The organism is Microbacterium hominis NBRC 15708, from assembly GCF_001592125.1.
In the GTDB taxonomy this organism is placed as follows: Bacteria; Actinomycetota; Actinomycetes; order Actinomycetales; family Microbacteriaceae; genus Microbacterium; species Microbacterium hominis.
This window is the reverse complement of record NZ_BCWI01000010.1, coordinates 41,654-66,274: the sequence shown is the minus strand read 5'-3', so window position 1 is coordinate 66,274 and position 24,621 is coordinate 41,654. Positions and strand designations below refer to the sequence as shown.

23 protein-coding genes are annotated in these 24,621 nt (G+C 71.8%); 13 read left to right on the top strand and 10 right to left on the bottom strand.

Features of this window, described 5'->3' with window-relative positions:
- Window positions 1-15: 15 nt before the first annotated feature.
- The gene (locus MHO01S_RS09430; RefSeq protein WP_223848798.1) at window positions 16-1,386 is read right to left on the bottom strand and encodes a glycosyltransferase family protein; all 1,371 of its coding nucleotides are present in this window, start codon (window positions 1,384-1,386) and stop codon (window positions 16-18) included.
- A 259-nt stretch (window positions 1,387-1,645) separates the two neighbouring features.
- On the opposite strand from MHO01S_RS09430, the gene MHO01S_RS09425 reads away from it, so the two are divergent.
- Together MHO01S_RS09425 and MHO01S_RS09420 are read left to right on the top strand one after the other, a co-directional pair.
- Window positions 1,646-2,530, top strand: a complete 885-nt coding sequence (locus MHO01S_RS09425; protein WP_060959711.1) for an ABC transporter ATP-binding protein — start codon at window positions 1,646-1,648, stop codon at window positions 2,528-2,530.
- Window positions 2,527-3,615 (top strand): ABC transporter permease, encoded by a 1,089-nt coding sequence (locus MHO01S_RS09420; RefSeq protein WP_060959712.1) that lies wholly within the window; start codon window positions 2,527-2,529, stop codon window positions 3,613-3,615. Before MHO01S_RS09425 ends, MHO01S_RS09420 begins: the two co-directional genes overlap by 4 nt.
- A 10-nt stretch (window positions 3,616-3,625) precedes the next feature.
- Here the strand turns inward: MHO01S_RS09420 and MHO01S_RS09415 are convergent, their stop codons facing one another.
- The 3 genes from MHO01S_RS09415 to rraA form a co-directional block, all read right to left on the bottom strand.
- The gene (locus MHO01S_RS09415; protein WP_060959713.1) at window positions 3,626-4,939 is read right to left on the bottom strand and encodes a cation:proton antiporter domain-containing protein; all 1,314 of its coding nucleotides are present in this window, start codon (window positions 4,937-4,939) and stop codon (window positions 3,626-3,628) included.
- A gap of 66 nt (window positions 4,940-5,005) precedes the next feature.
- Window positions 5,006-5,386 (bottom strand): VOC family protein, encoded by a 381-nt coding sequence (locus tag MHO01S_RS09410; protein ID WP_060959714.1) that lies wholly within the window; start codon window positions 5,384-5,386, stop codon window positions 5,006-5,008.
- 68 nt (window positions 5,387-5,454) lie between these two features.
- Window positions 5,455-5,922, bottom strand: a complete 468-nt coding sequence (gene rraA / locus MHO01S_RS09405) for a ribonuclease E activity regulator RraA (RefSeq protein ID WP_060959715.1) — start codon at window positions 5,920-5,922, stop codon at window positions 5,455-5,457.
- Between the two features lie 189 nt (window positions 5,923-6,111).
- Between rraA and MHO01S_RS09400 the strand changes: the two genes are divergently transcribed.
- Complete coding sequence (locus tag MHO01S_RS09400) at window positions 6,112-6,693, top strand: nitroreductase family protein (RefSeq protein ID WP_061782202.1); 582 nt, start codon at window positions 6,112-6,114, stop codon at window positions 6,691-6,693.
- Window positions 6,694-6,807: 114 nt separating this feature from the next.
- Here the strand turns inward: MHO01S_RS09400 and MHO01S_RS09395 are convergent, their stop codons facing one another.
- The gene (locus tag MHO01S_RS09395) at window positions 6,808-7,305 is read right to left on the bottom strand and encodes an ArsR/SmtB family transcription factor (RefSeq protein WP_231735092.1); all 498 of its coding nucleotides are present in this window, start codon (window positions 7,303-7,305) and stop codon (window positions 6,808-6,810) included.
- A 56-nt stretch (window positions 7,306-7,361) separates the two neighbouring features.
- On the opposite strand from MHO01S_RS09395, the gene MHO01S_RS09390 reads away from it, so the two are divergent.
- Window positions 7,362-8,660, top strand: a complete 1,299-nt coding sequence (locus MHO01S_RS09390; RefSeq protein WP_082734159.1) for an MFS transporter — start codon at window positions 7,362-7,364, stop codon at window positions 8,658-8,660.
- Window positions 8,661-8,680: 20 nt separating this feature from the next.
- On the opposite strand, the gene MHO01S_RS09385 is transcribed toward MHO01S_RS09390, so the two are convergent.
- Entirely contained in the window at window positions 8,681-10,903 is a 2,223-nt protein-coding gene (locus tag MHO01S_RS09385; protein WP_082808061.1) for an ATP-dependent Clp protease ATP-binding subunit, read from the bottom strand.
- Window positions 10,904-11,056: 153 nt separating this feature from the next.
- On the opposite strand from MHO01S_RS09385, the gene MHO01S_RS09380 reads away from it, so the two are divergent.
- From MHO01S_RS09380 to MHO01S_RS09360, 5 genes are read left to right on the top strand one after another with little or no spacing between them, the layout of a single operon-like run.
- Window positions 11,057-11,350 (top strand): type VII secretion target, encoded by a 294-nt coding sequence (locus tag MHO01S_RS09380; protein WP_060959718.1) that lies wholly within the window; start codon window positions 11,057-11,059, stop codon window positions 11,348-11,350.
- Window positions 11,347-12,753 (top strand): hypothetical protein, encoded by a 1,407-nt coding sequence (locus tag MHO01S_RS09375; protein WP_060959719.1) that lies wholly within the window; start codon window positions 11,347-11,349, stop codon window positions 12,751-12,753. Before MHO01S_RS09380 ends, MHO01S_RS09375 begins: the two co-directional genes overlap by 4 nt.
- Complete coding sequence (locus MHO01S_RS09370) at window positions 12,750-13,355, top strand: hypothetical protein (protein ID WP_060959720.1); 606 nt, start codon at window positions 12,750-12,752, stop codon at window positions 13,353-13,355. The genes MHO01S_RS09375 and MHO01S_RS09370 overlap by 4 nt, the downstream gene beginning before the upstream one ends.
- A complete protein-coding gene (locus tag MHO01S_RS09365) occupies window positions 13,352-13,960 on the top strand; it encodes a hypothetical protein (protein ID WP_231735093.1) in 609 nt (202 codons plus the stop codon). Before MHO01S_RS09370 ends, MHO01S_RS09365 begins: the two co-directional genes overlap by 4 nt.
- 10 nt (window positions 13,961-13,970) lie before the next feature.
- A complete protein-coding gene (locus MHO01S_RS09360; RefSeq protein WP_060959721.1) occupies window positions 13,971-14,525 on the top strand; it encodes a hypothetical protein in 555 nt (184 codons plus the stop codon).
- Window positions 14,526-14,534: 9 nt separating this feature from the next.
- Here the strand turns inward: MHO01S_RS09360 and MHO01S_RS09355 are convergent, their stop codons facing one another.
- The 3 genes from MHO01S_RS09355 to MHO01S_RS09345 all read right to left on the bottom strand — a co-directional run bounded on the left by MHO01S_RS09355 (window position 14,535) and on the right by MHO01S_RS09345 (window position 18,136).
- On the bottom strand, window positions 14,535-15,521 hold the full coding sequence (locus MHO01S_RS09355) for a GlxA family transcriptional regulator (RefSeq protein WP_060959722.1): 987 nt from the start codon (window positions 15,519-15,521) through the stop codon (window positions 14,535-14,537).
- 292 nt (window positions 15,522-15,813) lie between these two features.
- Window positions 15,814-16,923 carry a glycosyltransferase gene (locus tag MHO01S_RS09350; protein WP_061782201.1) on the bottom strand — a complete coding sequence of 370 codons (1,110 nt, stop codon included), beginning with the start codon at window positions 16,921-16,923 and terminating at the stop codon, window positions 15,814-15,816.
- Between the two features lies 1 nt (window position 16,924).
- Window positions 16,925-18,136, bottom strand: a complete 1,212-nt coding sequence (locus MHO01S_RS09345) for a glycosyltransferase (protein WP_060959724.1) — start codon at window positions 18,134-18,136, stop codon at window positions 16,925-16,927.
- A 119-nt stretch (window positions 18,137-18,255) separates the two neighbouring features.
- On the opposite strand from MHO01S_RS09345, the gene MHO01S_RS09340 reads away from it, so the two are divergent.
- The 4 genes from MHO01S_RS09340 to MHO01S_RS09325 are packed head-to-tail and all read left to right on the top strand — an operon-like array spanning window position 18,256 to window position 24,172.
- Complete coding sequence (locus tag MHO01S_RS09340; RefSeq protein ID WP_061782200.1) at window positions 18,256-18,861, top strand: hypothetical protein; 606 nt, start codon at window positions 18,256-18,258, stop codon at window positions 18,859-18,861.
- Window positions 18,858-22,040 carry a GH92 family glycosyl hydrolase gene (locus tag MHO01S_RS09335; protein ID WP_061782199.1) on the top strand — a complete coding sequence of 1,061 codons (3,183 nt, stop codon included), beginning with the start codon at window positions 18,858-18,860 and terminating at the stop codon, window positions 22,038-22,040. The genes MHO01S_RS09340 and MHO01S_RS09335 overlap by 4 nt, the downstream gene beginning before the upstream one ends.
- A 31-nt stretch (window positions 22,041-22,071) precedes the next feature.
- Window positions 22,072-22,806 (top strand): potassium channel family protein, encoded by a 735-nt coding sequence (locus MHO01S_RS09330; RefSeq protein ID WP_060959727.1) that lies wholly within the window; start codon window positions 22,072-22,074, stop codon window positions 22,804-22,806.
- Between the two features lie 4 nt (window positions 22,807-22,810).
- Window positions 22,811-24,172 (top strand): DUF2252 domain-containing protein, encoded by a 1,362-nt coding sequence (locus tag MHO01S_RS09325; RefSeq protein WP_060959728.1) that lies wholly within the window; start codon window positions 22,811-22,813, stop codon window positions 24,170-24,172.
- 4 nt (window positions 24,173-24,176) lie between these two features.
- On the opposite strand, the gene MHO01S_RS09320 is transcribed toward MHO01S_RS09325, so the two are convergent.
- The gene (locus MHO01S_RS09320) at window positions 24,177-24,620 is read right to left on the bottom strand and encodes a heat shock protein transcriptional repressor HspR (RefSeq protein ID WP_060959774.1); all 444 of its coding nucleotides are present in this window, start codon (window positions 24,618-24,620) and stop codon (window positions 24,177-24,179) included.
- Between the last annotated feature and the right edge of the window lies 1 nt (window position 24,621).

The following is a 24,621-nucleotide window of genomic DNA, read 5'->3' as shown; positions in this document are numbered from 1 at the left end:
CCGGCGCCGGGTGCGTCAGCCGCGGATGGCGACGGGGATCGAACCGGTCGTCGCCGTGGTGGCGGCCCGCGAGAGACGCTCGCGCAGCGACACCAGGGTGGCGTCGGGGCGCCACAGCGCCACGAGGCTCCAGCCGAACAGACCGACCAGCAGGACGTTGCGCGCGAGCAGCACGCCCGCGGCGAACGGGTGCGCATCGATCAGCGGCAGGTAGAGCACCGGGAACACGAGCGTCGTCAGGAAGCAGGTGACGGCCAGCCAGACGGCGACCGAGGTCCACGCCTTGCGATCGATCAGCAGCCCGGCCGCGACGATGGGCGCCAGCCACAGCATGTACTGCGGCGAGCCCACCTTGTTGAAGACGATCAGCGCCGACGTGAGCGCGAACGCCCCGCGGAGGATGAGGTGCTGCTCGCCGATGAGCGACAGCGCGCCCTCCTGCACCGCACGGCGACGCGCGCGCCACAGGAGCACGACGATGACGGCGAACGCGATCGGCATCGCGTAGCCGACGAGCACGCCGGCGGCGGCCGCGCCGGGGCCGGCGACCTCACGGGTGGCCAGCACGTAGTTCTGGTGGATCTGCGCGCCCGGCAGACCCAGAACCGTCGCCCACACCCACGGGGTGGCGACGGGGGCCTCGAGCTGGAGGGCGCGGTCGCCCTGGATGGTCGCGAAGCTGAAGAGGTTCGCGCCGCCGCCGAGGGCGACGACGATGCCGGCGATGGCGGCGCTCAGCGCCAGGCCGCCGGCGATGATCCGCATCCGCATCGACGACACCACGACGGCCGCCGCCGCGAGGGCGGCGGGGGCCACCTTGATCCACGTCGCGGCGGCGATGAGCACGCCCGCGACGAACGGACGACGCACGAGCCAGACGAGACCGGCGATGGCCAGCGGCGCGGCGAAGCCCTCGAGGCGCAGCATGGACACGGGCGCCAGCAGCACCTGGATCGCGAGCCAGTACCAGGCGGCGACGTAGCCCTTGCGGTTGCGGAGGTTGTCGGTGAGGGCCAGGACGGCGACGAAGTTCGCCCCGACCATCATGAGCAGCCAGACGAGCTGGTAGTTCCACGGCCCGGCGACGATGGCCGCCATGATGGGCGCGAGAGCCCCGGCCGGGTAGACCCAGGGCATGTCGATGACGGGCCAGTGGCCGTGCATGGCCTGCTCGGCCCACAGGCGGTACAGCGGGAGGTCGCCCTCGGTGCCGCCGAAGATCATGACCTTCAGCAGCGCCAGGAAGAAGAGGGCGTGCACGACGGCGAAGCCGATGAGCAGGCCGCGACGCGTGAACGCGAAATGGAGGGCCCGGGGCCACCATTCCCGAGCACGGTCGGATACACGGGCGCCGAGGGCGCGGGTCACCTCAGGAGCGCTCGTCACCCGACAGAGTGTAGAAGAGATCACCTGGGGGAATGGTGGACGCGGTGTTACCTGTTCCTGACAATTCGCCGAGTGCACCGCGGTTCTGCGCCGTGAGAACTCCCCCGCGCGACGGATGCCGCGGCCTCCCCGGCAGCGGAGGCGAGCCGGATCCCCACCGTGCGGGGGAGGTCTGCGGCATCCGTTCTCCCTAGCGTGGAGACGACGGCGACGGCGCGGGACGACCCCCTCCCCGACAGCGCCGCGTGAGGAGGAGAACATGCTCGAACTGACCGGCATCACCAAGAGCTACGGCACCACGCGTGTGCTCGACGACGTGAGCTTCCGGGTGCCCTCGGGCCGTCTGACGGGATTCGTCGGCGGCAACGGCGCGGGAAAGACCACGACGATGCGCATCGTGCTCGGCGTGCTCGGCCGCGACGGCGGCGAGGTCGCCCTCGACGGCGCCCCCGTCACGGCGGCCGACCGACGCCGGTTCGGCTACATGCCCGAGGAACGCGGCCTTTACCCGAAGATGCGCGTGCTCGAGCACATCGTCTACCTGGCCCGGCTGCACGGGTTCGACAAGGCCGAGGCGACGGCGCGCGCCGAGGCGCTCCTGGTCGAGCTGGGACTCGGCGAGCGCCTGCGCGACAACGTCGAGACGCTCTCGCTCGGCAACCAGCAGCGCGCCCAGATCGCGGCCGCGCTCGTGCACGATCCGCAGGTGCTCATCCTCGACGAGCCGTTCTCGGGCCTCGATCCGATGGCCGTCGACGTCGTGGCCGGTGTGCTCCAGGCGCGCGCCGCCGAGGGCGCCGCCGTGCTCTTCTCGTCGCACCAGCTCGACGTCGTCGAGCGCCTCTGCGACGACCTCGTGATCATCGCGGGCGGCACGATCCGCGCGGCCGGCACACGCGACGCGCTGCGCGCGGAGCACGCCCAGCATCGCTACGAGCTCGTCTCGGCGGGAGACCTGGGGTGGCTGCGCGATGAGCCCGGCGTCGACGTGCTCTCGTTCGACGGCGGCTACGCCCTCTTCGACGTCGACGACGACGCCGCCGCCCAGCGCGTGCTGCACCGTGCCGTCGCCGCGGGCGCCGTCGCGAGCTTCGCCCCGAAGCAGCCCTCTCTCGCCCAGATCTTCAAGGAGGTCATCCAGTGAACACCAGCGCTCCGTCCTTCGCCCAGAGCACGTGGCTCGTCGCCGAGCGCGAGGTCGGCTCGAAGCTCCGCAGCAAGGCGTACCTCATCTCCACCGGCATCCTCTTCGTGCTCGCGCTCGTCGGCGTGCTCTGGGGAGGCTTCTCCGCGCAGTCCGACAATCGCACGCCGATCGCGGTGACCGCCGAGACCGCGGCGTCGGTCGCCGACAACCCCGCCCTGAACCCGACGGAGGTCGCGGATGCCGCGGCCGCCCGCGCCCTCGTGCAGGACGGCACCGTCGAGGCGGCGCTGATTCCCGGCGGCGCGGCACCGTTCGACTACACCGTGGTCGCCAAGGATGCGGCTCCGACGTCGCTGCTGCAGGTGCTCAGCCTGACGCCGCAGGTGGAGCTGATCGACCCGTCGGGCACGAACCCGGCGCTGCGCTACCTGGTCGCCCTCGGGTTCGGGATCATCTTCTTCATGGCCGCCCTCACCTTCGGCTCGACGATCGCGCAGTCGGTGGTGGAGGAGAAGCAGACGCGTGTCGTCGAGCTGCTGATCTCCGCGGTGCCCGTGCGGGCGCTGCTGGCCGGCAAGGTGATCGGCAACACGATCCTCGCGATGGGTCAGATCATCGGCCTCGCCGCGATCGCGATCGTGGGGCTCACCGTCACGGGGCAGAGCGATCTGCTGGCGGGGCTCGGTGCGCCGCTCGCCTGGTTCACGGTGTTCTTCCTGTTCGGCTTCATCCTGCTGGCGGCACTGTTCGCCGCCGCCGCCGCGATGGTCTCGCGGATGGAGGACATCGGCTCGACCACCACCCCGCTGACCATGCTCGTGATGGCGCCGTACTTCCTCGTCATCTTCTTCAACGACAACCCGCTGGTGATGACGATCATGTCGTACGTGCCGTTCTCCGCCCCCGTCGGGATGCCGGTGCGCATCTTCCTCGGCGATGCGCAGTGGTGGGAGCCGGTGCTCTCGCTCGCGATCATGCTCGTCACCTGCGCCGCGGCGATCTGGGTGGGCGCGAAGATCTACCAGAACTCGCTGCTGCGGATGGGCGCGCGCGTGAAGCTCTCGGAGGCCCTCGCGGGCTGACCGCGGAGGATCAGTGCTCGGCGGATGCCGGTGACTGCGCGGACGACGCGAGCACCGGCATCCGCCGATTCACGACCTGCGGGATGACGATCCCGTGCAGGAGGATGCTGCCGACGACGGTGAGGACCATCACCGCGAGGACGTCGTAGGCCTCGGTGTCGGGGAGCTTGTTGAAGGCGAGCAGGCCGAAGACGATCGTCGCCGTGCCGCGCGGACCGACGAAGCCGACGAACGTGCGCGAGCCCCACGACAGCGACGAGCCGAGCAGCGCCGCGTACACGGGGACGACGCGGAACAGCGTCAGGGCGAGCACGACCATCACCAGCAGACGCGCGTCGAAGCCGTTGAACACGACGACCGTCGTCATGGCGCCGAGGACGAACCACACGATGTTGGCGGCGAGGGTGCCCGCCTCTTCGACCAACAGCACCTCCTGGTGCGGGATCGTGCGCTCGTCGGTCCGCCGCGTGCGGGCCAGCCGGTACACGATGCCCGCGACGAAGGCCGCGACGAACCCGTTCGCCGCGACGGCGCTGAGCGTGGCGACGCCGAACGTGATCAGCGGCACGAGCAGCATGACGTAGCGGATGCCGGGCGCATCCGCCCAGCTGCGACGCGACGCCCAACGGACGCACAACCCGAACACCCCGCCGATCACGGCGCCCACGACGATCGCGAACAGGGTGGCGGGCACCGCCCCGAAGAAGGCCTCGAAGAACTCACCCATGCGCTCCTCGAGCTGCGCCTCGTTCTCCGCGGACAGCGTGTCGGAGTTCACGGCCGCCAGGATCGTGGGCCACGCGATGGCCGCGGCCAGCCCCATGCCGAAGATCGGCGAGACGAGACCGTCGTTGTAGCCGCTCTCGACGTTGAGGATCTGCCGGATCCGCGCCGGGATCCGCGGCGAGCGCAGCAGCGGCGCGGCGGGGGCGAAATCGGTGGGCATGATCACGCAGGCGATGACGATGAGCACGAAGACGCTGAGCTGCGGCAGCAGGAAGACGCCGCTGAGCACGACGGCGAGCAGCGACAGCGGCAACGCGATGAGGACGAGGCGCGCGATGATGCGGCCCTCGCCGCCGAAGACGCCGCCGCTCACCTCGCAGGCGTCGACGAACAGCAGCACGGCGAGGATCAGCTCGACCACGTGCTCGGCGGAGTCGCTGCCCACGGCATCGGCGAAGCCCGTCACGTCGATCAGCACGAGCGCGGCCCCCGCGACCGCGAGGACGGCCGGTCCGGCGACGCCGGTGCGCTCGAAGCGATGGGCGACGACCGACCAGAGCCCGATCACGACGAAGCCCAGCAGGAAGATCAGCGGCACCGTTCACCCTCTCGTCGCGCGGGGTGAGCACGCCCCGGTTCGGGGATCAGTCTGCCAGTCGTCGCCTCAGTCGGTGACGATCACCGAGAGCACGTTTCCCGCGGGGTCGCGGAACCACGCGATGTCGGGGCCGCGTCCGCGCGAGACCCCGCGCTCATCGGTGCCGAAATCCGGGTCGGTGTAGATCTTGGTCACCACGCCCGCCGCGTTCAGCGCGTCGACCGCAGCGTCGACGTCGTCGACCACGAGGTTGAGGACGGTGAACGCAGCCGGTCGGTGATCGGGCTTCGGGTAGGCGATGACCCGGCCGCCTCCGGGGAGGTCGATGTCCAGGATGCCCATCGCGTTGCGGTGCACGGCGAGGCCGAGCACCTCACGGTAGAACCCCTCCGCGGCGTCGATGTCGTCGACGGAGAACCCGGAGAAGGCGGAGGCGAACGCGATCATCTGACACTCCCGAAGTGGATGCGGCGGCGCTCTCAGCATCGACCTCCGGCGAGGACCGCGCAAGACCCTCAGCGCTCGACGAGGATCCCATCGGCATCCGCCCACACGTGCGCGCCGGGGCGGAACACGACGCCGGCGATCTCCACCGGCACATCGAGCTCGCCGATGCCCGCCTTGGCGCTCTTGCGGGGGTTCGAGCCGAGGGCCTTGACACCGAGATCGAGCGCGCCGATCGCGACGCGGTCGCGGATCGCACCGTGCACGATGAGGCCGGCCCAGCCGTTCTCGACCGCGGATGCCGCGATCAGGTCGCCCACGAGCGCCGACTCCAGCGAGCCGCCGCCGTCGATCACGAGCACGGCGCCGTCGCCGGGGGTCGCGAGCGTCGCCTTGACGAGGGCGTTGTCACGGTGGCAGCGGATCGTGCGGATCGGGCCGTCGAACGCCGCGCGTCCGCCGATGTCGTGCAGCTGCAGGGCGAGGGAGTCCAGCGCGTCGCCGCGCTCGTCGTACAGGTCGGCCGTCGCGATGGTCATGGGGCCACCGTAGCGACCGGCACAGGCCCCGGTGCCCTCGGCATCCGAGGAAGATCCGCGGTCCTTCCGCGAACGGCAAAAGCCGGCGCCTTCTCGGCGGGAACAGATCGCGTGTGCATACGGTTGCATCGACCGGGCCGATGGCGTCCCACCGACAAACCGTCCTTCATCCTTCTTCAGGAGACGACCATGAGCACCATCGCCGCACACCCCGCCGACACCGACGCGCCGATTCTCGACGTCCTCGCCGAGCGCTGGAGCACCCGCATCTTCGACCCCGCGACGCCCATCGACGAGGATGCGCTCGCCAGCGCGCTCGAGGCCGCCCGCTGGGCGCCGTCCGCCAACAACACGCAGCCGTGGCGCTTCGTGGTCGCCCGCCGCGGCTCGGCCGCGCACGCGCAGATCGTGGACGCCCTGATGGGCTTCAACCAGTCGTGGGCCACGGATGCCGCCGCCCTCGTCGTGTTCGCCTCGTCGGCCGCCCTCGACGGCAAGCCGCTGCCGTGGGCCGCGTACGACACCGGCCAGGCCGCCGCGCACTTCACGGTGCAGGCGCACGCGTCGGGCCTGCACACCCACCAGATGGGCGGCTTCGACCGCGACGCGATCGCCGCGGCGTTCGGCTTCGGCGACGACATCGTCGCCGTGACCGTGATGGCCGTCGGCGCCCTGGGCGACATCGACGCCGCCCCCGAGGCGCTGCGCGAGCGCGAGCTGGCCCCGCGCGTGCGCCGTCCGATCGCCGAGTCGCTGATCGCCAACGACTGACGCCCGGCACGCGGCCTCCGCCGCGCCCGCTCCGCGAGAAACCACTCCCCGCACGAGAAACACGTGCAGGAGTGGTTTTTCGCATCTGCAGGTGTGTCTCACCCGGGCGGGTGATCAGCGCGGCGGCGGGTTGAGGTCGGGATGCGTGATCACGACGAGCGAGTAGGGCTCGCCGTCGACGTCCGGCGGGCGATCCTTGTACTCGTCGAGCAGCGCCGTGACGCGGCGGTCGAGCTCGTCCTTCGCCTCCGCGTTCAGGCGCAGGCCCAGCCACGCGAGCTGCACCGTCTCGGGATCGGCGAGCGCGACCTGCTGCCGCACGGTCTCCATCATGATCGGCACCCCGTCGTCCATGGCGGCGTCCCAGGATCGGCCGGTCGCCAGGTACGGGACCTCCCGCGCCCCCTGCGCGCCGGTGCGAGCGGGCTGAGGCTGCAGGAAGCCGGCGTCGACCAGAGTGCGGACGTGATGCAGCATCGTGCCGGGATTGGCCTCGAGCAGGTCGGCGAGCTCCTTGTTGGTGCGCGCATCGAATCGGCACAGTCGCAGGATGCGCATCCGCAGCGGGGAGCTGAGTGCTCGCGCGGCCGCGCGGCCGGAGACGTCGTCCATGCGCCTCATCCTAGCAACTGATTGACTTTCCCAATCAGTAGCCCATACTGATTGACATGTCCCAATCGGATGCCGCGGCGCCGGAGACGATCCCCGCGCCGACCCCCGCCGGTCACGGCGGTTCGCTGTGGCGCGACCGCAACTTCCTCACGATGTGGTCGGGGCAGGCGCTCAGCCAGTTCGGCGCGCAGGTCGTCGAGCTGGCGATCCCCGTCCTCGCCGTGCTCCTGCTGCACGCGACCGATGCCCAGGTCGGCTATCTCACTGCGGCGGCGACGGCTGCCTTCCTCGTCGTGGGGCTCCCGGCCGGCGCGTGGATCGACCGCATGCGCAAGCGTCGCGTCATGATCGTGGCCGACGGCGCCCGGGCGCTCGCCCTCGCCGTCATCCCGCTGCTGCATCTGACCGGACGTCTCGAGATGTGGCACCTCTACGCCGTGGCCCTGACCGTCGGGGTCGCGACCGTGTTCTTCGACGTGTCCTACCAGAGCATCGTCCCCTCGCTCGTGCGCGGGGACCAGATCGCCGAGGCCAACGGCAAACTGGAGTCGACCAATCAGCTCGCCGGACTCGCGGGCCCTGCGGCGGGCGGGTGGCTCGTCGGCATCCTCTCGGCGCCGTTCGCGATCGCGGCGACCTCGCTCACGTACGTGCTCTCCCTGGCCTCCCTGGCCTTCACGCGGGACCATGAGGTGCTCCGCTCCCCGGTCGACCGCGCGCCGCTGCACCGCGAGATCGGGGAGGGTCTGCGATGGGTGCTGGGACACGGACTGCTCCGGCGGATCGTGGCGACGACGGCGATCTCGAACCTCTTCTCGACGATCGTCTTCACTCTCGTGCCGATCTACGTCCTGCGCGTGCTCGGGTTCTCGCCCGCGGCGATGGGCCTGCTGTTCTCGCTCGGCGCGGTCGGGGGGCTGCTCGGGGCCGCCCTCTCCGGCCGCATCGCCGCGCGCGTCGGCGAGGCACGCGCCATCCCGCTGAGCGCCATCGGGTTCTCGCTGGCGACGATCCCGCTGCCGCTCGCGGCGCTGCTGCCCTCGGGTCCCGCCTTCGTGCTGCTCGCCGCGCAGTGGGCGGCCATGAGCTTCGCCGTCGTGCTCTACAACATCACGCAGGTCACGTTCCGCCAGCGCATCACCCCGCGGCGCCTGCTGGGGCGGATGAACGCCTCGATCCGCTTCTGCGTCTGGGGGGTGATGCCGCTGGCCGCACTGGCCGCCGGGGCTCTCGGCACCGCCATCGGCACCGTCCCCACGATCTGGATCGGCGCTCTCGGCGCGCTGCTGTCGGCACTGCCCGTCGTCATCGGCCCGTTCTGGCGGATGCGGACCCTCCCCGCGGACGCCGCCTGAGTCGGCGGACCCGGGCGTCGTCAGTCGTCGAGCAGCTCGGCCTCGATCACGTCGTCGTCGGATGCCGCGGCATCCGTGCCCTCGTCGGGCGCCGCTCCCGCACTGGTGAGCACGAGGCTCGCACCGTCGGCCGCGACGTCCACCCGCACCAGGTCGCCGTCGCGCACACCGCCCGAGAGCAGCGCCATCGCGAGACGGTCCTGGATCTCGGACTGGATGAGCCGGCGCAGCGGCCGCGCACCGAAGATCGGGTCGTAGCCGCGCTCGGCGAGCCACGCGCGGGCGTCGGGCGTGACCGCCAGCGTCAGCCGGCGATCGCGCAGGCGCCGCTGCAGCGCGTCGACCGACAGCTCCACGATCTGAGCCAGGTCGTCCTGGCTCAGCGCCTGGAACATGACGATGTCGTCGAGGCGGTTCAGGAACTCGGGGCGGAACGCCGTCCGCACGAGGGCCATCACCTGCTCGCGCTTCTGCGCGACCGACAGCGTCGGGTCGATGAGGATCGGCGAGCCGAGGTTCGACGTCAGGATCAGGATCGTGTTCGTGAAGTCGACCGTGCGCCCCTGCCCGTCGGTGAGGCGGCCGTCGTCCAGCACCTGCAGCAGGATGTCGAACACCTCGGGATGCGCCTTCTCGACCTCATCCAGCAGCACCACCGAGTACGGACGGCGCCGGACGGCCTCGGTGAGCTGACCGCCCTGCTCGTAGCCGATGTATCCCGGAGGGGCACCGACGAGCCGCGCGACCGAGTGCTTCTCGCCGTACTCGCTCATGTCGATGCGCACCATGGCGCGCTCGTCGTCGAACAGGAACTCTGCGAGCGCCTTGGCGAGCTCGGTCTTGCCGACGCCGGTCGGGCCGAGGAACAGGAACGAACCGGTCGGCCGGTTCGGGTCGCTGATGCCGGCGCGCGAGCGGCGCACCGCGTCGGACACCGCCTTCACGGCGTCCTTCTGCCCGATCAGGCGCTTGCCGAGCTCGGCCTCGAGGTGCACGAGCTTCTCGCTCTCGCCCTGCAGCAGGCGCCCGACGGGGATGCCGGTCCACGCCGCGATGACGGCGGCGATGTCGGCATCCGTGACCTGGTCGCCGACCATCCGCTCGCCACCCTCGGCGGCCTCTGCGTTCTCGGCCTGCGCCACCTGGCGCTCCAGCGCCGGGATCTCCGCGTAGTACAGCCGCGACGCCTTTTCGAGGTTGCCCTCGCGCTGCGCCCGCTCGGCCTCGACACGCGCCTGGTCGAGGCGCGTCTTGAGGTCGCCGACCGCGTTGAGGGAGGCGCGCTCGCGCTCCCACCGGGCCTGCAGCTCGTCGAGGCGGGCCTGCTCGACCTTCAGGGTCTCGCGGAGCGTGGCCAGCCGCTCCTTCGACGCGGCATCCTTCTCGCGCTTGAGCGCCAGCTCCTCCAGCTTGAGCCGGTCGACGTGGCGGCGCAGCTCGTCGATCTCCAGCGGTGCGGAGTCGATCTCCATGCGCAGCCGCGACGCGGCCTCGTCGATCAGGTCGATGGCCTTGTCGGGGAGCTGACGGCTCGGGATGTAGCGGTTCGACAGGGATGCCGCGGCCACGAGCGCCCCGTCGGCGATCGCGACCTTGTGGTGCGCCTCGTAGCGCTCCTTCAGGCCGCGGAGGATCGCGATCGTGTCCTCCACGCTGGGCTCACCGACGTACACCTGCTGGAAGCGGCGCTCGAGCGCGGCATCCTTCTCGATGAACTCGCGGTACTCGTCGAGCGTCGTGGCGCCGATCAGGCGCAGCTCGCCGCGGGCGAGCATCGGCTTGAGCATGTTGGACGCCGCGACCGACCCCTCGCCGCCGCCCGCGCCCATGAGCACGTGCAGCTCGTCGATGAAGGTGATGATGCGACCCTCCGACTCGGTGATCTCCTTGAGGACGCTCTTGAGGCGCTCCTCGAACTGGCCGCGGTACATCGCGCCGGCGACGAGAGCGGAGATGTCGAGCGAGACGAGCTCCTTGTCCTTCAGCGACTCGGCGACGTCGCCCGCCACGATGCGCTGGGCGAGGCCCTCGACGACGGCGGTCTTGCCGACGCCGGGCTCGCCGATGAGGACGGGGTTGTTCTTCGTGCGGCGGGTGAGCACCTGGCTGACGCGGCGGATCTCGCTGTCGCGTCCGATCACCGGGTCGAGCTTTCCCTGCCGCGCGCGGTCGGTGAGGTTGATCCCGAACTGCTCGAGGGCGCTCTGCTGCTCCTCCTGCCCGGGCTGGGGTTGTGCGTTCATCGTTTCTCCTTGAAACTCGTGAGGAAATCTGCGAGGCTCAAACTTGAGCCATCTGGACTCAACTTTATCAAAACGTGATGCGGGCGGCAAGGGGGCGGCAGATGGGGACTCCTCCCCATCGCGATGCCGTGCGGGGCCGCTTAAAGTGACGACGTGGCCGATCTCGTCGTCAACACGGAGAACCTCCGAAACCTCGCGCACCAGCTCGCGACCGTCCACGGCACCCTCACCGCCGCGGACGGCGACGCGCGCGACCTGGCGGGCATGATCCCGCACGCCGGGCTCGCTTCCGCCGTCGACTCCTTCACCTCCGGGTGGGACCGGCGCCGCAAGGACCTCGCCGATCGCGTGGACCAGCTCCAGCAGCGCGCCGACGGCGCGGCGGAGGCGTTCGACGGCGTCGACGGCCAGCTGGCCGACAAACTCACGGACGGGAGCGACGGATGACCATGGCACCCCTCGGCGGCGATGTCGCCGGCATCCGCGGGCACGCCTCGCGGTACAGCTCGACCGCCCGTGCGGTGTCGGACGCGGTCGAGATGCTGCAGGCGGTGATCGACGCGTCCGCGCAGGAGACGAGCGAGGCCGTCGAGGCCCTGGCCGGCACGATCGGCGACACGAAGACCTATCTCTCCCGCATCCGGGAGCGCTACGAAGTCGCCGGCTCCGCGCTGGCCACCTTCGCGGACGAGCTCGAGCAGGCGCAGCAGCAGGCGGCATCCGCGATCTCCGCGCACGACGACGCGCAGCGCCGACACAGCTACGCGCAGCGCAACCTCTCGGAGGCCCGCGAAGCGACCCGGCAGACGGTCGATCCCGGCGAGCTCGCCGAGGCCACGGATGCCGCGCGGCGGTACTCGTCGCTGAGCACGACGGCCGCGACCGACCTGTCGCAGGCGCAGGCCGCGTACGACGCCGCCGTCGAGCGCGTGCAGCGCGCCGGCGACACGGCGGCCTCGACGATCTCGCAGACGGTGTCGAGCGACGAGCTCAACGACTCGGCCTGGGACAACGTGCTGGATTGGGTGAACCAGAACGCCGAGTGGCTGAAGGTCGTCAAGGACGTGCTGACCATCGTGACCGCGATCGTCGGCGTGCTGTCGATCTTCTTCCCCGTCCTGGCCCCCATCGCCCTCGGCCTGGCCGTCGTGTCGATGGGACTGAGCTTCCTCTTGGCGTCGTCGGGCGACGGGTCGTGGTTCGACTTCGCACTCGACGCGATCGGCGTGCTGACCTTCGGCGTCGGCACGGCCGCCCTGGCCGGCATCAAGCTCGGCACCGTCGCCCTGCGCGGCGGCCGCGCCGCGACGCTCGCCGTCCGCAGCCCCGGAATGGTGTGGGGCAACGGCGCTCGCCAGGTCGTCGGCAATCTGCTCGACCGCGGCCTGGTGGGCTCGATCCGCCAGCCGCTGCGCATGGTGGCCGAGGAGAGCGCGAGCGTGCTGTCCGCGCGGCCGAACCTGGCACAGGTGGTGACGCGCTGGGGCGACGACGCCATCAAGGGCATCCGCGAGTCGGACAGCATCATCATCTCCGAGTTCGACCAGATCGCCGCGCAGGCCCGACTCGGCGCCGGGGGAGCCGTCGACGACCTCGTGACGAGCAGCGTCGACGGCCTGAAGGCCGTGGTCGGGACCACGGGCAAGATCGGCTCGGCACTGGACGGCTACAACGTGCTCGGCATCGGCATCAAGCTGGGCGACCAGATCGTGCACGGCGTCGAGGATCAGACGGGGGTGCAGACCCCACTGGGCACCCTCACGACGGGCCTCAACGAGGTGTACGGATTCGTTCCCGGCCTCTTCGAAGCGCCGATGGGGGCGGACTGGCGCACCCCCTCCGCCCCGTGAGGCTGCAGCGCCAGGTGGCGTGGGAGGCCCGCTTCGGCGACGGCCTCTTCGTCGCGACGATCCTGTGGATCGTGTTCGGAGCCCTGCCGACGATCGGGCTGCTCATCGGGCAGCTCGTCACCGGTGCCGTCGTCGAGAACGGGAGCGTGCCCGACGGCTTTCCTGCGTTCATGCCGCCGTGGTGGGCGGCGTACCCCCTGACACTGCTCCTGGTCGTGCTGGCGCTCGGATCTCTGCCGCTGCCGTTGCGGGGACCCCGGGCGACCACACGCAGCACGCTTCTGACGGTGCTCGTGCTCAGCGTCAGCACCACGCTGGTCATCGCCGCCGCGACCGCCGCGGCCGAAGCCCACCAGGGCCGCGTGAACTTCTTCGGCGTCGACACGCTCGTCTTCATCCAGTTCTTCCTCATCCTCCTCACCGTCGCGCGCATGCTCCTGAGCGCGATGCGCCTGCTGCCGCGACCGTGGCGGGAGTACATCGACGAGGACGGCACCGTGGTGGCGCCGAAGGAGATCGTGCGTCGCACCCCGCGCCGCCCGTGGGACTGGAATCGGGACCGGGTACAGCGCCGCCCCCCGAGATCGCGGAGGACACCGTGACCGCGAAGGACACCGAGACCGCGACGGGCACCGTGACCGAGATCGCTCCCCCGCGCTACCGGCTCGTGCTGCCGCCGGGGTTCCTGCTCATCCCCGTGGCGCGCTCGACCGACGCCGAGATCGCCGACCTCGTCCGTCGGCACTACCGCGACCTGCCGCGCGACAGCTACGGCCCGCAGATCGACAGGACCGCCGCCCAGCTCGTCGCCTCGGCCCGCAGCGCGCGCAACGCGGGCGTGCTCGACCTCATCGTCCCGATGGGCGTGCCGTGGCGCGCGCCCGTGTCTCTCGCGATCGCGATCAGCACCGGCCCGGCACCGACGACCCCCGAAGACGAGGAGGCGTCGGCATCCGAGGTCCGCGAGAGCGTGACCACCTCCGCCGGGCAGGCCGAACGTGCGACGGCACGGTTCGCGGCGCCCGCCGACACCGCGGAGATGGCACCGCTCCTGCGCCTGCGTTTCGCCTGGCCGATCCCCGGCACCGACCGCCGGTTGCGCGCGGTGTGCACGGTCAGCGGCACAGCCGACCCGCAGCTCGCCCCGATCGTCGACGCCCTGGCGGAGCTCGGCGACCTTCTGCTGCGCACGCTCCGCTGGGACTGAGAGGACCCTCATGGCCATCGACATGGACTACGACCTGGACCGGTGGGTCTACGTTCCGAACGTGTTCCCCTGGGAGTCGTTCGCCGACGAGGAGCAGTGGGCGGATGCCGTCGCGCGCGCCTTCGGCGGAGACGGACCCACGGCCGCGCCGGCCGAGCTCGTCGACTGGCTGCGCGCGTACCTCGTGGGCGCGGTGCGCAACAACCGGTCGGGCACCATCCGCTTCGTGCACCTGCCGAACATCACCGCACCGCACGCGATCGTCGACGTCTACGACCTGCCACGCCGCGAGGACGTGGCTCTGACCGACCTCACCCATGAGAACCAGGGGCCCGCCGTGCGCGAGCCCGAGGTCGTCCCGTTCGCCTCCGAGACGCTGGGGACGGGCACGAAGTCGACGCGGTGGATCCGCACTGCGGGTGACACGATCGTCCGGGCGACCAACTGGGTGTGGCGCACTCCCGAGCGCGACATCGTTGTGCTGACGGCCGGCTCGGATCTGCCGCTGGCCGAAGCGCTCGACCCCGTGGTCGACGAGCTGGCACGCAGCATCCGCCTGGCCTGACGCCGACGGTCAGGACGCCATCGCCGCCATCGACTCCTGCGCCGGCGTCGCGCACGTGAAGCGCGCGCGGTAGGCGGTCGGGGTGAGCCCGAGGGTGCGGGCGAAGTTCTGCCGCAGGACCGCCGCCGAGCCGAAGCCGCAGGCGGCGGCGATGGCGTCGAGGCCGAGATCGGTCTGCTCGAGCAGTCGCTGCGCGTGGATGATGCGCTGGCGCCCCAGCCACGCGGCCGGGGTCGTGCCGTAGTCGGCTTTGAACCGCCGGGCGAACGTCCGCGGCGACATGTGCGCGCGGGCGGCGAGCTGGTCCACCGACAGGTCGAGGGTGAGGTTCTCCAGCATCCATTCGGTGACCGGCGTCAGCGACAGCGACGTCGACTCGGGCAGCGGCTTGGCGATGAACTGCGCCTGCCCGCCGTCGCGCTGGGGAGGCACGACCATGCGGCGCGCGATCGTGTTGGTCATCTCGGCGCCCAGCTCGATGCGCAGCAGGTGGAGGCATGCGTCGAGGCCCGCGGCGGTTCCCGCGCTCGTGATGATGCGGCCGTCCTGCACGTAGAGCACGTTCGCGTCCACGTCGATCTCGGGGTACATCGCGGCCATCGTGTCGGCGTAGCGCCAGTGGGTCGTGGCCCGGCGGCCGTCGAGCACGCCCGCGGCGGCCACGACGAACGAGCCGCTGCACACCGTCAGCACCCAGGCGCCGCGCTCCACGGCGCGGCGCACGACGGCCGCGACCCGCTCGTCCACGTGGGCCCACTGCTCGCGCGGGATGGGCGTGATGACGACGAGGTCGGCCTCGTCGGCGAACGTGAGGTCGTCGTCGACGTTGATCGAGAAGCGCAGGTTGCTGGGCACGGCGCCCGGATCGGGCGCGACGACGCGGAAGTCGAAGCTGGGGATGCCGTCGTCCGACCGGTCGAGGCCGAACGCCTCGCACGCGAGCCCGAACTCGAACGGGGCGAAACCGGGCTGAACGACGCAGGCGATGGTCTTCATGGCAGGAATCCTACTCTCTTGAGCAGTCCTGCCACTCGTGGCAGAACTGAACCCAGCGTAGCTTTTCTGCCATGCTTGCTGTGATCATCCCCCTCGCGACCCTCTCGCTCATCGCCATCGGCGCCACCGTCCGCGCGCTTCTCACCGACGGCCACCGGCAGGTGCCGACGGACCCGAACCGACTGCCGTGACTGGCCGGCCGCAACTCCTCCACCGCCGGCCGTGACGCCCCTGATCCGCGCCGATCCGACCCGCGGAGGGTCGGAGTGGAGGAGTTCGGGACGCGCCGCGCTCAGCGACCGCGGGCGACGCCGGAGACCCGGGTGACCGCGTCGAGCAGCACGTTCGCCGACCGCTCCCAGGAAAACCGCGCGATGTGGTCCGCGCCCGCCGCGATCACGGCGTCGCGGCGCACGGGATCGTCCAGCTCGCGCACCGCGGCGGCGAAGGCCGCGGCATCCGTGCCGGGGGCGTACTGCGCGCCGCCGCCCGCCACCTCGCGGAAGATCGGCATGTCGGTCACGACGGCCGGCACCCCGAGCGCGAGCGCCTCGGCGACCGGCAGTCCGTAGCCCTCATCGAGGGATGCCGACACCAGCACCGCCCGGTCGGCCAGCAGGGCGGCGTACTCGGCATCCGTGACGCCGTTGTGGAAGCGCACCGTCCCCCCGCGACCGTCGGCGAGGCGCTCGAGCTCGGCGCGCCGCTCGTCGGAGATGCGCGACAGCAGGTGCAGCGTGCGCCCGGGCAGCTCCGCCATCGCGCGGATGAGCGTCTCGACGTTCTTGTAGCCCATGAAGGAGCCCATGTAGACGAGGTTCTCCGCGCCCGGCTCGACGCCGACGCCATCCGGCAGCAGCGCCGCGAGACGCTGCGGGGCGTTCGGGATCACGACGACGGGCCGCGTCGTCAGCCGCACCCGGGCGAACTCGGCGGCGCTGGTCTCGCTCACCGTCGCGACGGTGTCCGCGGCGTTCAGCGTGAGGCGCTGCGGCACGTAGGACAGGTGGAACAACCGCCAGCCGACACGAACGTACCAGGGGAGGTTTCGCGGCGGGGTGCGGTGGCGGTAGTAGATCGTGTCGTGCAGCGTCAGGATCAGCCCGAAACGCCGGCCGAGCGTGCCGATCGTCTGCATCGGCGAGAAGACGGCATCCGGACGGTACCGGTTGAGCACGAGCGCCGTGAGCGGCTCCCGCACGGCGGTCGGGGCGTGGATGCGCAGTGCACGTGCGCCGTCGGGGAGGAACGCGCGCTGCGCCTCGTCGTGGATGAGGTACGCGACCTCGACATCGCGCTCGGGCGCGAGGGCGGCGACGGCGGCCGCGAGCTCCGCGGAGTAGCGGCTGATGCCGTCGTGGAAGTCGGTGCGGATGTAGCGGGCGTCGAACAGCAGGCGCATCTCAGCCGCCGATCGGTTCACCGCGATACAGCTTCTCGAAGGTGTCGAGCGTCTTCTCGATGTCGTGGATCTCCACGCCGTCGAGCGATGCCTGCTGCATGCGCAGGTACTCCTCCGGCGAGGCCGTGAGCACGCGCCGGAGCTTGTCGGCGAGGTCGTCGACGTCGCCCGGCTCGAACAGGTAGCCGTTCTCGCCGTCGCGCACGAGGTGCGGGAGGGCGACGGCATCGGCGGCGACGACGGGCAGGCCCGAGGCCATCGCCTCCATCGTCGCGATCGACTGGAGCTCGGCGATCGAGGCGATCGCGAAGACGTCCGCACGCGTGTAGGCGGCGCGCAGGTCGTCCTCTTCGACACGTCCGTAGAACGTGACCCGGTCCTGGATGCCGAGGCGCTGCACGGCCTGCTCGAGGGCGCGGCGCTGGTCGCCGCCGCCGACGATGTCGAACGTGATCTCGGGCAGCTCCGGCGCGAGCTTCGCGACCGCGGCGAGCGTCACCTCGACGTGCTTCTCGGTGGTGAGCCGTCCGACGAACAGCACGCGGCGGTGGGTGCGCGGGGTCAGGTCGGGCGTGTAGTTGCGCTTGTCGATCCCGCAGCTGATCGGGATGACGCCCTGGATGTCGATGGTGCTCTCGAGGAACTCCGCCGCCTTGCGCGTGGGGGTGGTGACCGCACGCGACATGTCGAAGGTGCGCTTCGCGTCGTCCCACGCGAGCTTGACGACCACCTTGTCCAGCAGCGGCGGCAGGGTCGTGAAGTCGAGGATGTTCTCGGCCATGACGTGGTTGGTGGCGACCACGGGGATGCCGCGTTGACGGGCGATGCGGGTCAGCGCGCGGCCGAGCACGATGTGCGACTGACTGTGCACGACGTCGGCCGGCACCTCGTCGAGGAGCTTGCGGGAATAGTGCTTCGCCATCCACGGCAGCACGAAGCGCAGCCAGTCGTGCGGAGGCCAGCGCCACCCCGGAGGGCGGTGCACGGTGATCTCCTGACCCTCGATCGTCTCCCGGAACGTGCCGTGCACGGAGTGCTTCACACTCGGCGTCATGATGTGGACGTCGTGGCCGCGCCCGGCGAGTCCGGCGGCGAGGCGCTCGGCGAAGCGGGCGGCGCCGTTGACGTCAGGGCTGAAGGTGTCGGCGGCGATGACGATCGTGAGCGGCCGATGCAGGGGGGTCGGGTCGTCGGGTGTCGCGGATTCGGTCACGGGGTGCGGGGCCTATCTGTGCGGCGGCGGCGAGACCGCGGATCGCGGAGCCACCGCCGTCGAGTCTACCCGAGGGCCTTCTCTGGCCCGGGAGGAGCCGCGCCGCGTAACGTGGTGCCATGGCTCGACTCACCGCGGATGCGGACCCTGCTCGCTGGGTCGCCGTGACCGACTCCTTCGGCTTCTCCGGGCGTCGCGCCCGCAAGAAGGCGATCCGCATGCTGCTCGGCCAGGCGAACGCGGCCGTCGGCGCGCAGCCCCGGCCCGGCGGCGGGTTCGCGGCCTGGGCGATGAGCCAGGCCGCTCCCGCCCTGATGCGCAAGGCGGCCGGACGCGTGCTCGTCTGGGTGTGGAAGTCCGATCCCGAGCTCGTGGTCGTCATGGCGCAGATCCAGCAGCTGACGCCCCAACTGCGCACCGCACGGGCGATGATGCCGATCGAGTACGACGACACCGAGAGCTTCCGCGGCACCTACCTCGGCGTCGGCGAGCGACTCGTCATGCCGACGCCCCCGACGCGCGAGGGGGGCACGACGCCGCCGCCGTTCGCGACCTACACGTGGGACACGGGCACGCACCTGATCACCGTCACGGCGACCGGCGGAGACCGCGAGCGGTTCGGCACGGTGGTTCCCGCCGTCGACGACCTCGCGCGGTCGCTGCGGGTCGTGGACGACCTGTCGGTCGGCGAGAGCGCCACGGTGCTCCGCATCGACCCGGCATGATCGCGCTGGAGCCGGCGGACGGGCCGGCCGACCCGCCGTCCTCGCGCCCGCACACGGGGGTGCTGGGCGGCACGGTGTTCCGCTACCGGTTCCGTCCGGCCGACGGCGTCGTCACCGTGGTGGTGCCGGGACTCCACGAGGTCGCGTGCACGGACGACACCGTGCTGCACTGGGCCTTCTACGCCGACGGGGATGCCGCCGTGCACGCCCCGTGGGCCGCACTGGCGGTGGCCGTCGACGCCCGCAGCGGCGAGGACCGGCTGAGCGTTGACCCCCGTGTGCGTGATCGATACGACTTCCCGATCGCCGCGGAGGCGCAGTTCGCGGCCCGGTGGAGCCTGCCCGAGCAGTGGAATGCCGACAGTGTCGGCCTGGCGCCGTTCGCCGGCCGCACGGCGGCGGTCGAGGTGATTCTGGGCGCGTCGGGCCTGACCGGCGTCGACGAGGTCAGCGGCTACGTCGAGGTGCGCGTCGAGCGGATGCCGCACGGGGACCGTTCCCCCGCCGAACGCGTCGACACGCGTCGTGGTTCGCACGCGGGCGACCGGTTCTCGCGGGGGAACACGATCCCGGCCGTCGCCGTCCCGCACGGGTTCACCTTCCTCGTCCCGGCCACCGATGCCCGCGACCAGCGCTGGCCCTACCGCCCCTTCGTGCACGACGACGATGCGGGACGGCGCCTGGAGGCGGTGCAGTTCTCCCACCAGCCGAGTCCGTGGATCGGCGACCGCGGGGTGCTCCAGGTGATGCCGTTCGACGACTCCCCCGCCTCCGCCCCGGCCCGCCGGCGCCGATGGATCGCGCCGGGCTCGGAGCGCGCGCACCCGCATGTGTGGATGGCGAGCCTCGACGGCGGCCTGCGCGTGGAGGCGACGGCGACCGACCACGTGGGGCTCTTCCGGGTGCGCGCGCCGCGCACCGATGGGGACGTCGGACTCGTGATCGACCAGCCGGGTCGCCACGGCGCCCTGACCGCGACGGCGGACGCCGTGCACGGCTGGGTCGGCGAGGGCGATGCCGAGTGGGGCAACGGCGGCCGGACGTTCTTCGTGGGCGTCGTGCGGACGACATCCGGGCGGGCGGGCCGCCTCGACGACGACGGACGCGGCGACCGGGCCGGCTTCGTCGCGGGCCGCGGCGAGCTGGAGCTGCGCATCGCGATCTCGTTCGTCTCGCTGGAGCAGGCTCGCCGCTCCCTCGCGCTGGAGGCGCCGGAGCACCTCTCCTTCGATCAGCTGCGCGAGCGCACCCACGCCGCCTGGAACACCGTCGTCGATCGCGTGCGGATCCCCGACCTGCCGGCATCCGAGCGCCCGTTCCGCGGGCTCGCGCACGACGACTCCCGCGCGCAGCTGGCCTCGGCGCTGTACCGGCTGCACCTGTATCCGAACGCGGCCCACGAGAACGCGGGCACGGCGGAGCAGCCCGCACCGGTGTACGCCGACCCGTTCGTCCCGTCCGGCCCGCACTCGGCCGAGGCGACCGGCGCGCCGGTCGTGGCGGGACGCCTCGCCGTCAACAACGGCTACTGGGACACCTACCGCACCGCCTGGCCGCTGTTCTCGCTCGTCGACCCGGACGGGGCGCGACGACTGCTGGACGGCATCCTCGAGCAGCAGCGGCGCACCGGGTGGATGCCGCGGTGGTCGGCGCCCGGATACGTCGACGCGATGGTCGGCACCTCCAGCGATCAGATCCTCGCGGACGGCGAGCGCTGGGGGCTGCTGGACGATGCGGAGGCGGCGTTCGCCTCGGGGTGGCGCAACGCCGGGGAGCGCGCACCGGATGCCCGCCGCGGACGCAAGGGCATCGGCCGCGGCCGCTTCCTCGGCTACATCCCCCGCGACACGCACGAGGGCATGAGCTGGAGCGTGGAGAACGCGATCAGCGATGCCGCGCTCGCCCGGCTCGCCCGGCGGCTCGCGGCGCGGACCCCGGAGCCGTCGGCATCCCGCTACGACGCCCTCGCCCGCTGGCTCGCCAACCACTCGCTCTCCTACCGGCAGCTCTTCGACCCCGCCGTGGGCTTCTTCCGGGGGCGGGACGCCGACGGCGCGTTCCCGGGCGGGCGATTCGATCCGCGCGTCTGGGGCGGGGACTACGTCGAGACGAACGCATGGGGCATGTCGGTCAGCGCGGTGCACGATCCGGCGGGGCTGGCGCAGCTGTACGGCGGACCGCGGGGACTGCGCACCCACCTCGATCGGCTGTTCGCGGAGCCGGAGACGGCCGACCGCGCCTACGCCGGCTCCTACCACCAGGTCATCCACGAGCAGCGCGAGGCCCGGGCGCTGCGCAGCGGGATGTGCGCCGTCTCGAACCAGCCCGCGCACCACATCCCGTACATGTACACCGCGAGCGACGAGCCCTGGCGGGCGGGCGGGGTGGCGCACGGACTCGCGCGGCGGCTGTTCACCGGCGGCCACATCGGCCAGGGCTTCCCGGGCGACGAGGACAACGGCGAGATGAGCGCGTGGTGGCTCTGGGCGGCGCTCGGCCTCTACCCGCTCGACCCCGCCTCGGGCGCGCTCGTCATTGGCTCGCCGCTCTTCGACGACATCTCCGTGGCGCGCTCCGACGGCTCGCGCCTGCGCATCCGCACGCGGCGGAGCGGTCCGGGCGCCCACGTGCTGCGCTCGGCGAGGGTGAACGGGATGCCGCTCGGCGCGCCGACGCTGCCGGTCGAGGTGCTCGCGGGCGACGTCGAGCTGGAGCTGGATGTCGGCGAGGCCCCGGAGGGAGCGCTCTGGACGGCGCCGACGCCGCCGGCCGCGCCCTGGCACCGTGATCTCACGGGCACCGCCGGGCGCGCCCTCCGCTCCCGCGGGGTCTGGTTCGCCGGACGACTCTTCGACGACGGCGCGGCGCGCGGCGACCGCGGCGTGCGTCTGCGCACCGGGGCGTGGGCCGGGTGGGCGTTCCCGGCGACGACCGTCGTGACCGATGCGACGGTGACCGCGGTCGGCGCGGTCGAGGCCGACGCTCTGCAGTGGGAGGCGAGCGAGGATGCCGTGTCGTGGCGGCCCGTCGCGGAGACCGCCCCGACGGCCCTGGCCCCCGACCGGACCACCCCGTTCCGCTTCGCCGAGCCGGTGCGCGCCCGCTTCCTCCGGGTGCGCGCCCGCCAGTCGGTGCGGCTGCGGCAGATCGAGCTCTTCGACCTCGGCGACGCGCGCTGACGCGCCTGCAGACGGCCGCTAGGGTGGCCGCATGAGCGAGAGGGAGCGCCGCCGGCGACCGCTGTCGCCGCGTGTGCTGCGGTGGGAGGACCGGACGGCCTGGCCGATGTTCGCCCTGTCGCTGGTGTTCTTCGCGGCGTGGGTCTGGAGCCTGGCGGACACGAAGCTGACCGTGCACCAACAGAACCTCCTGGTGGGGCTGATCGGCGTCCTGTGGATCGTGTTCATCGCCGACATCGTGGTGCGCCTCGCGATCTGCGGGTCGCCGCGGGAGTTCCTGCGCACACGATGGTTCGAAGCGGTCGCGCTGGTGATCGTCTACCTGCGTCCGTTCGTGATCCTCGCCTACCTGTGGCGGCTGCCGTGGTTCCGTGCCAGCGCCTCGCGGCAGCGGCTGCGCCTGGTGATCCTCGTCTCGATCTTCACGCTGCTGTTCGTGTTCACGGCGTCGACGCTCGTGTGGCTCGCCGAGCGGCAGGACGCCCACGCGAACATCGTCAACCTGGGCGATGCGATCTGGTGGGGCTTCTCGACCCTGGCGACGGTCGGCTACGGCGACTTCGTCCCGGTGACACCGCTCGGTCGGACGATCGCCGTGGGGCTCATGATGGGAGGGCTCATCGTGTTGGGGGTCACCAGCGCCACGGTGATCTCCGCGCTCACCGACCAGATGCACCGGGTGGGCCAGCGTCTCCAGCACGAACGCGCGCTCGACGCCGCCCGCGGCTCGACGCCGGGGGACGCCGACGATTCGATGCCATCATGAGCGCATGACCCTCGCTTCCTGGACAGCGCCCACGAGCCGGCAGAGCGCGCACGAGGAAGGCCGCCGCGAGCGCCGACGCTTCCCCCGGAGGATGCTGGCCGAACTGCCGACGCGCCGACGCGACCCCCTCGGCATCCTCTCCGCCCAGAACGCCGCCCGCGTCCCGGAGCTCGTGCCGCTGCGCGACGAGCGCATGTCGGCCAGCCCGTTCGCGTTCTATCGCGGCACCGCGGCGCTCATGGCGGACGACCTCGCGGCGGGGCCGACCAGCGGCATCCTCGTCGCGTCGTGCGGCGACGCCCACGTCGCCAACTTCGGCTTCTACGCCTCGCCCCAGCGCACGCTGGTGTTCGATCTCAACGACTTCGACGAGTCGGCATGGGCCAGCTGGGAGTGGGACCTCAAGCGCCTGGTCGCCAGCATCGTCGTCGCCGGTCAGGCGACCGGACGCGACGACGCCGTCACCGCGGATGCCGCGCGCGCCGCGGTCGTGCGCTACGCGCGGGCCCTCGCCGTCGGTGACACCACGACACCGCTCGCGCGGTTCTACCAGCACTTCGACGCCGCGGGCGGCCTGATCGGCGGCGACAAGGCGTCGCGGAAGGTGCTGCGTGCGGCGATCGCGGACGCCGAGAAGCGCACCGGCGACAAGGCCGTGCGCAAGATGACCGCCCTCGATCCCGACGGCCGGCTGCGCTTCGTGGAACAGCCGCCGACGATGACCCACGTCACCGACGAGATCGTCGCCGCGGTGGATGCCTCCCTGGCCCAGTACATCGCGACCACCCGCGCCGATGTGCAGCTGGTCCTGTCGCACTACTCGCTGTCGGACGTCGTGCGTCGCGTCGTCGGCGTGGGCAGCGTGGGCACGCGCTGCTACGTGGCCGTGTTCGTCGACGGCGACGGGGCCGCCCTGCTCATGCAGGTGAAGGAGGCCGGCCGCAGCGTGCTCGAGGAGTACGGGGGCGCCGCGCAGCCCGCCGAGCTCGCCTCGTTCGTGGCGAGCCACGGGCAGGGCGGCCGGGTCGTCGCCCTGCAGCGGATCCTGCAGGGCTCGTCCGACCCGTTCCTCGGCCACTTCCGCGGCGCGAGCACCGACTACTACGTGCGCCAGTTCCGCGACATGAAGGGCGGGATCGACGCGGAGACGCTCGAGGACGCGCCCTTCCGGCTCTACGCCCAGGCGTGCGCCACGGTGCTGGCGCGTGCCCACGGCCAATCCCCGAACGCGGCGCGCGTGGTCGGGTACCTCGGCTCGGGGCGGGCCGCCGCGGAGTCCATCGTGGAGTGGGCGTACGGATACGCGGCGCTCTCCCGCACCGACTACGACGCCTTCGTCGACGCCGTCGGCACCCGCACCGTCTAGTCGCCTACTGCTCGGGGGCGGCGTCCGCCGCGGGCAGCGGTCGCCACAGGACGACTTCCGTCGCCCGGCGCACGCGCGTGCCGTGGCGGAGGGTCACGACCGACCCCGTCGCCCCCGCCGCGAAGACGCGGGAGCGACGGACGAGCTCCTCCTGCAGCCGCTGCTCCAGCTCGGCGACGCGACGGCGCAGGCCGCGCGCCTCGTTCTCGAGCTCGATCAGCCGAGAGATGGCCGGCAGGCTCATGCCCTCGGCCGAGAGCGCGGCCACCTCGCGCAGCTGCTTGACGTGACGCAGCGAGTAGCGCCGCGACCCGCCCTGGGTGCGGCCGGGGACCACCAGGCCCAGCCGGTCGTACTGGCGGAGGGTCTGCGGGTGCATGCCGGCGAGCTCGGCGGCGACGGCGATCGCGAAGATCGGGGCCTCCTCGTCGGGCTGCTCGTCGCTCATC

Excerpts from the sequence above, each read along its gene's own strand:
- MHO01S_RS09400 (WP_061782202.1), top strand. The coding sequence starts at position 6,112 with ATGAGCACCATCGCCGCACACCCCGCCGACACCGACGCGCCGATTCTC.
- MHO01S_RS09385 (WP_082808061.1), bottom strand. The coding sequence starts at position 10,903 with ATGAACGCACAACCCCAGCCCGGGCAGGAGGAGCAGCAGAGCGCCCTC.
- MHO01S_RS09395 (WP_231735092.1), bottom strand. The coding sequence starts at position 7,305 with ATGGACGACGTCTCCGGCCGCGCGGCCGCGCGAGCACTCAGCTCCCCG.
- MHO01S_RS09410 (WP_060959714.1), bottom strand. The coding sequence starts at position 5,386 with ATGATCGCGTTCGCCTCCGCCTTCTCCGGGTTCTCCGTCGACGACATC.
- MHO01S_RS09330 (WP_060959727.1), top strand. The coding sequence starts at position 22,072 with ATGAGCGAGAGGGAGCGCCGCCGGCGACCGCTGTCGCCGCGTGTGCTG.
- MHO01S_RS09360 (WP_060959721.1), top strand. The coding sequence starts at position 13,971 with ATGGCCATCGACATGGACTACGACCTGGACCGGTGGGTCTACGTTCCG.
- MHO01S_RS09335 (WP_061782199.1), top strand. The coding sequence starts at position 18,858 with ATGATCGCGCTGGAGCCGGCGGACGGGCCGGCCGACCCGCCGTCCTCG.
- rraA (WP_060959715.1), bottom strand. The coding sequence starts at position 5,922 with ATGACCATCGCGACGGCCGACCTGTACGACGAGCGCGGCGACGCGCTG.
- MHO01S_RS09375 (WP_060959719.1), top strand. The coding sequence starts at position 11,347 with ATGACCATGGCACCCCTCGGCGGCGATGTCGCCGGCATCCGCGGGCAC.
- MHO01S_RS09390 (WP_082734159.1), top strand. The coding sequence starts at position 7,362 with ATGTCCCAATCGGATGCCGCGGCGCCGGAGACGATCCCCGCGCCGACC.
- MHO01S_RS09320 (WP_060959774.1), bottom strand. The coding sequence starts at position 24,620 with ATGAGCGACGAGCAGCCCGACGAGGAGGCCCCGATCTTCGCGATCGCC.
- MHO01S_RS09340 (WP_061782200.1), top strand. The coding sequence starts at position 18,256 with ATGGCTCGACTCACCGCGGATGCGGACCCTGCTCGCTGGGTCGCCGTG.
- MHO01S_RS09350 (WP_061782201.1), bottom strand. The coding sequence starts at position 16,923 with ATGCGCCTGCTGTTCGACGCCCGCTACATCCGCACCGACTTCCACGAC.
- MHO01S_RS09355 (WP_060959722.1), bottom strand. The coding sequence starts at position 15,521 with ATGAAGACCATCGCCTGCGTCGTTCAGCCCGGTTTCGCCCCGTTCGAG.
- MHO01S_RS09425 (WP_060959711.1), top strand. The coding sequence starts at position 1,646 with ATGCTCGAACTGACCGGCATCACCAAGAGCTACGGCACCACGCGTGTG.
- MHO01S_RS09325 (WP_060959728.1), top strand. The coding sequence starts at position 22,811 with ATGACCCTCGCTTCCTGGACAGCGCCCACGAGCCGGCAGAGCGCGCAC.